This window comes from Slackia sp., assembly GCF_977041755.1.
Map to the genome: position 1 here is coordinate 1 of NZ_CDRRGL010000067.1, position 10,334 is coordinate 10,334.

Here is a 10,334-nt window from a genome sequence, read left to right on the forward strand (position 1 = left end):
TGAAGAAGCCTTGCACGACCCCAAGTGGGAGCCGCTCATTCGCGAGAAGTTCATGACGCTCATTCCGCCCACCGACCATAAATTCGCAGCGCTCCACGGCGCCGTGTGGTCGGGCGGCAGCTTCGTGTACGTGCCGAAAGACACCAAGCTCGACTTCCCGCTGCAGAGTTACTTCCGCCTGAATGCGAAGGGCGCAGGCCAGTTCGAGCACACGCTCATCATTGTAGAGGATGGCGCCGATCTGCACTTCATCGAAGGCTGCTCGGCCCCGAAATACAACGTGGCGAACTTGCACGCAGGCGCCGTTGAGCTGTTCGTTGGCAAAAACGCGCACCTGCGCTATTCGACCATCGAGAACTGGTCGAAGAACATGTACAACCTGAACACGAAACGCTCGGTATGCGACGAGGGCGGATCAATCGAATGGGTTTCGGGCAGCTTCGGCAGCCATGTAGGCTACCTCTATCCCATGTCTATTCTTTCCGGACGCAAGTCGACCTGCACTTTCACGGGCATTACGTTCGCCGGCCAGGGCCAAAACCTCGATACCGGCTGCAAAGTCGTGCTCGCCGCACCCGACACGAGCGCCGCGATTGAAACGAAGTCGATTTCGAAGGGCGGCGGCGTGTCCACGTTCCGCTCGAGCGTCGTGGCAACCGAGAAGGCCGAGAACTCCGCCGCATCGGTAAGCTGCCAATCGCTCATGCTCGATGCCGACAGCCGCTCCGACACCATTCCCGCAATGGACATTCGCTGCAAGAACGTCGACGTGGGCCACGAGGCCACCATCGGCCGCATCTCCGACGACACCGTGTTCTACCTTATGAGCCGCGGTATTTCCGAAGAAGAAGCGCGCACCATGGTCGTCAACGGCTTTGCCGACCCCGTGAGCAAAGAGCTGCCGCTCGAATACGCAGTCGAAATGAACAACCTCATCAAACTCGAAATGGAAGGGGCGATTGGATAATGGTCGAAACCACCACGACGACCCTGCGCGCCAACGCGCTCATCTCCCCCACCTGGCATCGCTTGGATATGAACGAAGCGGAAGTCGACGTTGTCGACTCCATTGCCGACGGTATCGAGATTCACGTGCCCGAAGGCGCGCAAGAAGCCGAGTTCGGCGCATTTGCCACCGCTGCGCTTGCCGCGTGGGCTACGCGCCCCGAACAGGCGAAAACCCAGAATAACACCCAGCCCGACGACGAGATTCTCAACGGCGGCGAAGTGAACCTCGATTTGGCCGCAACATCGCCCGTCACGCGCGACATGCCTCAGGCCTTCGAGCATGGCATGGGCCGCACCGCAGGCGAGTGGCTCGCCGCGCACGCAGCCAAAACGCGTGCCGTGCGTGTTCCCGCTGGTACCGCACTTGCCGAGCCCATCGTCGTGCACGCGCATGGCAAAAACGCCGCCGCAAGCGTCGCTTCCCTCGACGTTGTCGTCGAAGAAGGCGCGAGCGCCCAGGTGCTCGTGTGTTTCGACGCCCCGGAGGCGGGCGAAGGCGTCATCGGCTCCACGCTCGGCGTATTTGCCGATGCCGACGCGCACGTAGACATTCAAACCGTGCATGCCGCCAGCGACGGCTTTACCACCATGGACGACACTGCGCTGTTCCTCGACGACGACGCACGCATCACGGTGCGCCACACCGTGCTCGGCGCAGGCAAATCGTTTGTGGGCCTGGCCGGCAACCTGTCGGGCAAGCGCTCCGACGTGCACGTGACCACGCGCTATGTGGGCCATGGCAAAGAAGCGATCGACTTCAATTACCTACTGCGCCACCGCGGTGAAAAAACCACATGCCTCATGGACGCGCAAGGCGTGCTCACCGACGAGTGCACGAAAATCCTTCGCGGCACCATTGATTTGGCATGCGGCTGCGCGGGCGCGGAAGGCACCGAAACCGAATCGGTCATCCTCGCCGACGAGCGCGTGAAGAACAAGTCGATTCCCATTATCCTGTGCAGCGAAGACGACGTCGCGGGCAACCACGGCGCTACCATTGGCCACATGCGCCCCGAACAACTCAACTACCTCATGAGCCGCGGCATTTCGCAAGAAGCCGCCGAGCGCCTGTTCGCCACCGCAACGTTTGAAGATGCCGCGATTACCACGCCCGACGCCTACACGCGCCAGGCAATTGCGAAACTCGCAGCCGAAATTGGCGTTCCCGCCCAATTCGACGAAGCCGAATAGATTCGAGGCTCACGCTTATGACTGAAACCACCAACACCGCCGCGAGCGCCTGCGCCATCGCCGATGCCGCCCACGCCGCGGCGACTTCGGCCACCGCTCCCGATATCGTGTGCGCGGCCAACATCGCCGAAAACCCCTACAAGCGCGACTTCCCGCTGCTCGCCAACCATCCTGACCTCGCGTTCCTCGACAGCGCCGCAACCGCGCAGCGCCCGAAAACCGTGCTCGACGCTCAGCGCCGCTTCTACGAGGAAATGAACGCGAACGCACTACGAGGCCTTTACCGCCTATCCGTCGAAGCAACCGAAGCAATCGATGTGGCACGCAACCGCGTTGCGAGGTTCATCGGCGCTCCCAAGGCCCAAGATGTCGTAATGTGCCGCAACGCGAGCGAGGCGCTCAACATCGTCGCCAAGGCGTTCGCTCCGACGGTTCTTGAGCCGGGCGATGAAGTGTGCATCACCATCATGGAGCACCACTCGAACCTCATCCCGTGGCAGCAAGCCTGTCGCGCGGCGGGCGCGAAGCTCGTGTACCTCTACCCCGATGAGAACGGCATTATCACGCCCGAAGAAATGGATGCGAAAATCGGCCCGAAGACGAAGATTCTCTCGTGCGTGCACGTGTCCAATGTTTTGGGCATCGAAAACCCCGTCAAGGAACTCGGTCGCCGCGTGCATGAGCAGGGCGGCTACTTCGTGGTCGACGGCGCCCAGTCGGTGCCGCACGTGAAGGTCGACGTAACCGAAATCGGCTGCGACTTCCTGGCGTTCTCGGCGCACAAGCTCTTTGGCCCCTTCGGCATGGGCGTGCTGTGGGGCAAAGACGAACTGCTCAACGCCATGCCGCCCTTCCTTACCGGCGGCGAAATGATCGACAACGTGACCGAGCAAGACGCCACCTGGGCGCCTGTCCCCGAGAAGTTCGAGGCGGGCACGCAAGACGCGGCAGGCATCTACGCCACCGCCGCAGCCGTCGCCTACGTCGAATCGGTGGGCATCAATGTTATCGAAGCCCGCGAGAAAGCCCTTGTAGCCTATTGCATGGAAGAGCTCGGCAAGCTCGACTTCGTTACCATCATCGGCCACCCCGGTGCAGACATGCATCATGGCGTCGTAAGCTTTAATGTGAACGGCATTCACCCGCACGACGTGGCGAGTATCCTCGACATGGACCAGGTCGCCATTCGCGCTGGCCATCATTGTGCCCAGCCGCTTCTCACCTGGCTTGGCGTTGAAAACCTCGCCTGCTGCCGCGCGTCGCTCGCCTTCTACAACGACAAGGGCGACGTCGACAAGCTGGTGGCTGGCCTGAATCGAGTTTGGAGCATGTTCCATGGCGAATAGCGGAATTTACACCACGGCGTTGATGGACCACAACGCACACCCCGATTACAAATACGAGATGGATGGTGCCACGCATACGCACGAAGGCATCAACCCGAGCTGCGGCGACGAACTCACGCTGTCGTTGCGCGTCGAGGACGGCGTTATCGAGGAAGCTGCGTTCACCGGCCATGGCTGCGCCGTGAGCCAGGCTTCTGCCGACATGATGGCCGACGTGATTACCGGCGAGACCGTCGAAGAGGCACTGCGTCTCTCGCAGCTGTTCATCGACATGATTAAAGGCAAGGAGCTCACCGAGCAAGATAAAATCGACCTCGATGAAGCTGCTCAGCTGCAAGACATTTCCCACATGCCCGCACGCGTGAAGTGCGCTGAACTCGCTTGGCGCACCCTCGACGGCATGCTGCGCGAAAATGCCGACGCTACTCCTGCGACCACCGAATAACTGCTTTTTTCGAAGTTCGCTCGACCTACCGAGGAGGCCTAATTCCCATTCCTTCACAACGTTCCAGGCGTTCAGGAATGAGAATTAGGCCTCCTCTTGGTTTTTATCTTTTCGAACATCAATTCACGCTATACCCCGCCTTCCGCCCCGTCTACGCTGCAACGCCCGTCGCGAGCACGATTGCCGTTGCGACTACGATAGCCTCCACAATCGTGATGCCGTTTGAAAGTCCGGCAAGCTTTTCGTCACCGCCACACCATAACGTGAAGGTAGGCCCCATAGCACTTGCCGGCGCCCACAAAAGAATGCACACGACCAGCTTTGTCATGAAATCAAACGGCAAGAACGCGAGGGTCAACATGCAGAATGCGATTGAAAACAGCGCACGCGCCCCAAGAATAATTGCAACCTTCTTAAGCTTCGCGCCCGCCGACGTAAAGCCAATCATAAGGCCGAGCATAAGCATGGCGCAAAACGCATTCGCATTCGCAATGGGCTCGGTAAACGCGACAACCTGCTGCGGAATTTGGATATCGAAAACTGCAAGTACGATCAAAATGAGGTACGCATCGAACGGCAATGAGCTAAACAGCCGCTTCACGACGAATTTCAGAGGTTGCTCGATTGGACCCTTGCCCGTTCCCGCTATAAGGCCGGTCAACGCATAGGCGCCACCTGTCATCATCATGGCATTTCCCGCATCGAACATGCATACCGCGACGGCCATTTCCGGTGAAAAAAGTGCTTGAACATATGGCAGCGCAAAACATCCAATGTTGAAACCGCATATGTTAAGCATGTAGAAGACTCGGTCGCCTCGCTCGCAGCGCCTGCTCACAATCGCGGCTACGACGTACGGAACGAACGCGCACACAAGCCCAATAGGAACAAGCACAAGAAGCTGCGGCGTGAACTGGGCACTTCCGAACGCATGCACCACCGAGCACGGCAGCGTGAACGTGAACACGATTTTCGATACAACCTCGCCAGGGCGCTTTCCGAACGAGTTCGATCGCCCAGCGCAATAGCCAGCAACGATTATAGCCACGAACGCGGCAACTTTTATAAGAACGCCTTCCACGACGTCCCTCCCTCAATACGTGAAAATAACCAGTTGCCTCAGGCAAAACAATCGAGGACACCACAGCTGCGACGCTCGCCAACACGTTGCTGCGCGATCAGCCAACATCTTGCTGCGATATTCGCCAACGCGCAACTGAACCATTTGCCAGTATGCTGCCAGATTGCTCGTCGGCACACAACCAATCCGCTCGTCAACACGACACTGCGCCACTTCCCAGCACGTCGCCACAACGTTTGCTAGCATGCCAGCTCGCTCGCTTAGATTCTCATGCAACCAAAAAGGCGCCGGCCGAAGCCAGCGCCTGATTTCATGCTCTGAAGCGAGCCTTATTCCTGGGGCTCCTTCTTGCCGAAGCACTTCCAGCGAAGGAACTGAACAAGCACCACGACCATGAAGATGATGCCAACATAACCCACGAATGGATAGATGATGTTAATGAGCACCGAGAACTTGAACTGGCCACCAATGAGGAAGATCACAGCAAGCGCAATGAGCATCGCGCGGTACTTCACGGGATCTTTCTCGTCTTTTACAAACAGGTTCGCAACCGAAATCATCATGGGGACAATGGTGTTGTAAATCATGATGATGAGAATGGCCGCGTAAATTCCGCCCATGACAGGGTTGAGCATCTTGGCGAACTCAAGGCCAGGAACCTCAAGCATGTAAACCTGGTCGTATGTGGTGAGCATGCCGAAGTTCAGCGCAAGCGCGCACAGGCCCAGCAGAATGCCGCCGAGCAGGCCACCCCACAGGGCCTCCTTGCCGTTTTTGGCCTGCGTGCCAACCTTGGAAATGAACGGAACGCCAGCGACGATGTTGTGGGCAACATAGTTCAAGGCAGTCACGATAATGACGATCCACAGGGGAGCCGCGAAATCGACGGCGCGCAGCACATTGCCCGAAGCGTCGGCAGCAGCGACCATTGCGTCGGCATTAGCGAGGTTGCCCCAGTTCATTGCGGCAGTCACAAGAGACACGCCAACGAGGAACACGATGCAGATAGGAGCCGTGGAGCCCAGAACCTTGGTCAGCTTTTCCAGACCAAGCCATGCGCTACCCAAGGCGATAAGCGCCATAACCGTAGAACCGACAACCGCAGGAATACCGAAGTACTGCTCGAACATCGCGCCCGAACCAGAGGTCATGACAATGCCGACAAGGAAGCAGAACAGCACCGAGAAAATATCCATGAACGTGCCGAAATACTTGCCGCAGTAATGGCGGAATGCGGAGAAGTGCTCCGATTTCGCGAACTTCCAGCCGTAATACGTAACGGCGGCGCACATAAGGGCGAACAGCACCATGGTAAGCACAGCGCCCCACACGCCCGGGATGCCGTATGCCGTAAAGTACTGCATGACCTCCTGGCCCGATGCAAAGCCGGAACCGACAAGCGTGCCAACGACGGCGCCGCCGATTTGCAGCACGCGTCCAACGCTGGACTTTTCTTTGGTTGACTCTTTGACTTCTTCAGCCATGGCCAAACCTCCTTGACTCAAGCGCGAAGTCCCTTCACCAGGCAGTGTGGCGACCTTTGACATTCGCTCGCGCATCCCAAATGAAACGCCCGCGAATGCCTCCTGGCATTCTTCACGTGCAGAGTGCTTCGCGCTATCGCCCTTGCACGCATTCTTGGGGCAAACCGATATCATCCGTCCCAAGTTAAGTAGCTTTTATACCAAACGAAGATTTCCGATTTGTTACGGAGTTGTCACTGGCGCGAATCTAGGAGGCAAGTTCCCTTTTGCCTACGCGTGCAATTGTCAGCTTGGATGTGGATGCGCCTATGAAACGGGCTCACTTATTCACTTGATAATTGGGAGAGCTTCATCGCCTAATAATTGGACGCACCCATTGCGCATACTCGATTAATCGAACATTTGTGCCTTTTTCGAAAGCACGCTTTCCCTTGCTGCCGAGGTGCTAGAATCAGACGCTGTTTCCAGAAGAAGAGGTTCACCCATGAAAATGCACAACGGCGTACAGCTGAGCGACGTTGAATACGAAGAACTGCTTACGCTCGCAGAAGCCGCCGACAACGGCGAAGATGTTATGCTCACAGCCTTTATGAGACTGTGTCCCACCGGTCAAGAAGGAGCGTTCGACGAATCAGTCGTGGCAGCGTATGCCGCGCTCTCCGATTTGGGCTTTATCGAAGGCGTGCAAGAAGGCGGCGAGTTCTTCTTCGAGGACATCACGCCGGCCGGCCGTTCGCTCACCAACCCCAGCTTCGCTAGAAATCGAGACGACGAATCCGCTTTGTTCGGCGAAGCCGCCTCTTTCGATGAACCTGCGGCATTCGACGAACCAATCGACGTTGCGGCGGAAGATGCGCAAAGCGATCACGAGCGCGACGTTTTCTCGAAACACGACGAGCATGCCGAGCCGCAGCCGCATTTCGACACCGAAACGTCCGAAGCGTATGACGAAGGCGAAAGAGACAACGAAGTGTTCAAAAAAGCTGGCGATTCAACCGAAGCTTCGACCGATGAAGCATCTGGCAACGAGGTTGCGGCGCTTTTCGAAAGCCCCGCAACCAAACAAGCCGTTATTGCGGGTGCCGTGGCGGGCTTTGTCGCAGGCGCCATCGCCGCAGCCATCGTGTGCTTCGTACTGTAGGCAGGTATTTTGAAACCGACGATGCGCTAAGAGCCAAAGCATTCGGCACATCGAACAACCCATCCCGAAAAGAAGGGACCCAGGAGACAGCTATGTATCTCCTGGGTCTCCCTCGCATCAGAGCGTTCGAATGCAGCTATCCGACAATCCTCACTGCGTTATCGAGCATTCTTATGCACCCCTCGGCATCTTTGCCGCGCAATCGGACGCTCGTGCCGTGCCAGCTCGCCACCGCACATCCCGGTCGCACAATCGAACGCCCATGCGCGCTACTTCGCACCCTCGTCGTGCTATCGAGCATCCTTGTCGCACACGAGACGTCCCTGCGCATAGACCTTGCGCACGTTATCGGGCGTCGACAAATACAGAATGCGCGCCAAACGGTCAATGGGGGCGTCGAACACGCCAAAGCCCGTAAGGTCGCAATCGGGCCGCTTGGTATCGACCACCTGCATATCGAACGCGCGACCCGGCTCGAACGTGCCCGTTGGCAAACCGAGCGCCTCGGCGCCGCCCGTCGTGGCAAGCCAGAACGACTCAACAATCGACACGCGCGTACCCTCGCCCAATCCACCGCGTTCATCAGGCGGCAGCATCGCGTTCACGCCCGTTTCAAGGAGGCGTGAAACAAGTACCGCCTGTCGAATATTCTCATACATGCTCGGGCTATAGCCGCCCGAGATATCGGTACCAAGACCCACGTGAATACCCTGCTTACGGAAGCGTTGGACCGGCGCCACCGCGCTCGAGAAATACGAATTCGCCATAGGGCAATGGGCAATCGCCACACCCAGCTCGGCGAACATCTCGCCCTCTTTCTCCGTGACGTAAGGGCAATGCGCCATGATCGTGCGCTCGTTCACCAAGCCGAAATCGCGAAGCGCATACGGGTCGGTTTTTCCAAAACGCTCCAACACCACATCGTGTTCCCATTGGCCCTCGTTGCAGTGGGTTTGCACGTAGGCGCCCGTCGAAGCCGCAAGGTCGCCAAGGCCGCGCAGCACTTCATCGGTGCAACTTGGAATGAAGCGCGGCGTGATAACTGGCCAAATGCCCTGCTTGCTCGCGCGGCCAATGGCTTCGACTTCCTTAATAAGCGTCGCCGTGTCACCCACAGCCTGCGCAGGCGAGGCGTCGCGATAATATTCGGGGTTCGCGGCGGGGTCGTCCATGACCGTTTTGCCGACAAGTGCGCGCTGGCCCTTTTCGGCGCAAATCGCCGCGAGCTCAATGCTCGATTCCAAATGCGCGCTTCCCAAATACACCGTGGTCGTCGAGCCGCGCGCGAGCAAAGCATCCACAAGGTCGCCGTACACGCGGCGCGCGAATTCCATATCAGAGAACTTCGACTCCAAGGGGAACGTGCGCTGCTCGAGCCACAAATATAAAGGCTCATCAAGCGCAAGCGCGGCCTGGGGCCATTGCGGCGCATGCACATGGATATCCACGAAGCCGGGCAGGCCAAAACGCCCCTCCCCCAGCTCTACGAGCATGCCGCGATTGCGATACGCTTCAAGAAGGTCAGACTTGCACGGGTCGTCGCCCGTCACAACGCGTACGATGACGCCATCGCCGTCAACTTCGATAAGCGCGTCTTCCAAATACTCGAATTCGCCATACACGGGAGCATGGAAAAACGAGCCGTAGTACGCGCTTTTCACTTCCTTCGACATGAAACCCCTCGCTTTATTCCACGACGCCCTTGATGGGGTCTTCGATTTGCAGCGTCAGCACGTTGATGAACCCATGGTCGGTAATGGCGCACGCAGGCAACGCCGCCAGGCAAATGAACGACAGGAACATAAACGGGATGGAAATGATACAACCGCGCTCGGCGCATGCCGCATTCAACGCGCTTTTCTTCGCCGCGAGCTCCTCGCACGAAAGGTCGGAAAGCAAGCCGCACAAGGGATATTCGACGCATTCAATGATCTCGCCGCCGTCGACGAGGCACTGTCCGCCGCCAATTTCGACAAGATGGTTCACGGCAATCGACATGTCCTCGAAGTTCGTGCCCATAACAATGATGTTGTGGTTGTCGTGCCCCACCGACGAAGCAATGGCGCCGCTCGTCATATGGAAGCCGCCCATGAACGCCTTGCCCACGTTACCGTTCTTGCCATAGCGCTCGACCTGCGCGATATAAAGCACGTCCTGATCGACATCGCATGCCACGTAGCCGTCGACGCAGGCAAGCTCCACCTCGCGCGGCTGGGTGATGGGAATCCACGGCAGCGTGTCCATGCAGGTGGCCTTCACACGCGTGGCGCCTTCGGGAGCCGCGATCTTGAAACTGTCGGGCGTGATGGGATTCAAAAGCGTCATCGTGTTCAACAGGCATGGGTCATGCTGGGCAGTTTCGTAATGCACGAGCATTTCGCCATGGTCGACAATCTGCTTGCCACGCGACCATACGCTCACCACGCCGAAATCGTCTGCCGTATCGCCCGACACGATATTGATGTCGGCGCGCTTGCCCGGCGCCAGCGCGCCGATATCGGTCAGCTCGAACGCGCGCGCCGCATTGATAGTCACCATTTGGATGGCCTTCACGAACGGCAGGCCACAGCTAAGAGCGAGCTTCAAATGATGATCAAGGTGTCCCGTCTCATTCAAATCGCAACAGTGCAAGTCGTCG

9 protein-coding genes are annotated in these 10,334 nt (G+C 58.1%); 5 read left to right on the forward strand and 4 right to left on the reverse strand.

Going from position 1 to position 10,334, the window contains the following annotated elements:
• From sufB to sufU, 4 genes are all read left to right on the forward strand, one after another.
• The coding region (gene sufB, locus ACWI8T_RS06075; RefSeq protein ID WP_449138304.1) for a Fe-S cluster assembly protein SufB at nt 1-967 on the forward strand (967 nt) is incomplete at its 5' end.
• Entirely contained in the window at nt 967-2,199 is a 1,233-nt protein-coding gene (locus tag ACWI8T_RS06080) for a SufB/SufD family protein (protein ID WP_449138305.1), read from the forward strand. The genes sufB and ACWI8T_RS06080, both read left to right, overlap by 1 nt.
• 17 nt (nt 2,200-2,216) lie before the next feature.
• Nucleotides 2,217-3,545 carry an aminotransferase class V-fold PLP-dependent enzyme gene (locus ACWI8T_RS06085; RefSeq protein ID WP_449138306.1) on the forward strand — a complete coding sequence of 443 codons (1,329 nt, stop codon included), beginning with the start codon at nt 2,217-2,219 and terminating at the stop codon, nt 3,543-3,545.
• Complete coding sequence (sufU, locus tag ACWI8T_RS06090; protein ID WP_329936000.1) at nt 3,535-3,990, forward strand: Fe-S cluster assembly sulfur transfer protein SufU; 456 nt, start codon at nt 3,535-3,537, stop codon at nt 3,988-3,990. The genes ACWI8T_RS06085 and sufU overlap by 11 nt, the downstream gene beginning before the upstream one ends.
• A 151-nt stretch (nt 3,991-4,141) precedes the next feature.
• Here sufU and ACWI8T_RS06095 read toward each other — a convergent pair whose 3' ends face one another.
• Nucleotides 4,142-5,071: an AEC family transporter gene (locus ACWI8T_RS06095; protein WP_449138307.1), complete on the reverse strand. Its 930-nt coding sequence runs from the start codon at nt 5,069-5,071 to the stop codon at nt 4,142-4,144.
• A gap of 329 nt (nt 5,072-5,400) precedes the next feature.
• Nucleotides 5,401-6,555 carry a YkvI family membrane protein gene (locus tag ACWI8T_RS06100; RefSeq protein WP_288484151.1) on the reverse strand — a complete coding sequence of 385 codons (1,155 nt, stop codon included), beginning with the start codon at nt 6,553-6,555 and terminating at the stop codon, nt 5,401-5,403.
• Between the two features lie 484 nt (nt 6,556-7,039).
• Between ACWI8T_RS06100 and ACWI8T_RS06105 the strand changes: the two genes are divergently transcribed.
• Complete coding sequence (locus ACWI8T_RS06105; protein ID WP_449138308.1) at nt 7,040-7,696, forward strand: hypothetical protein; 657 nt, start codon at nt 7,040-7,042, stop codon at nt 7,694-7,696.
• A gap of 290 nt (nt 7,697-7,986) precedes the next feature.
• On the opposite strand, the gene guaD is transcribed toward ACWI8T_RS06105, so the two are convergent.
• Together guaD and ACWI8T_RS06115 are read right to left on the reverse strand one after the other, a co-directional pair.
• Nucleotides 7,987-9,369 (reverse strand): guanine deaminase, encoded by a 1,383-nt coding sequence (gene guaD, locus ACWI8T_RS06110; RefSeq protein ID WP_123219380.1) that lies wholly within the window; start codon nt 9,367-9,369, stop codon nt 7,987-7,989.
• Between the two features lie 13 nt (nt 9,370-9,382).
• Nucleotides 9,383-10,334: adenine deaminase C-terminal domain-containing protein (locus ACWI8T_RS06115; RefSeq protein ID WP_449138309.1), on the reverse strand; the 952-nt coding region annotated here is incomplete at its 5' end.

Excerpts from the sequence above, each read along its gene's own strand:
- ACWI8T_RS06080 (WP_449138305.1), top strand. The coding sequence starts at position 967 with ATGGTCGAAACCACCACGACGACCCTGCGCGCCAACGCGCTCATCTCC.
- ACWI8T_RS06085 (WP_449138306.1), top strand. The coding sequence starts at position 2,217 with ATGACTGAAACCACCAACACCGCCGCGAGCGCCTGCGCCATCGCCGAT.
- sufU (WP_329936000.1), top strand. The coding sequence starts at position 3,535 with ATGGCGAATAGCGGAATTTACACCACGGCGTTGATGGACCACAACGCA.
- ACWI8T_RS06100 (WP_288484151.1), bottom strand. The coding sequence starts at position 6,555 with ATGGCTGAAGAAGTCAAAGAGTCAACCAAAGAAAAGTCCAGCGTTGGA.
- ACWI8T_RS06105 (WP_449138308.1), top strand. The coding sequence starts at position 7,040 with ATGAAAATGCACAACGGCGTACAGCTGAGCGACGTTGAATACGAAGAA.
- guaD (WP_123219380.1), bottom strand. The coding sequence starts at position 9,369 with ATGTCGAAGGAAGTGAAAAGCGCGTACTACGGCTCGTTTTTCCATGCT.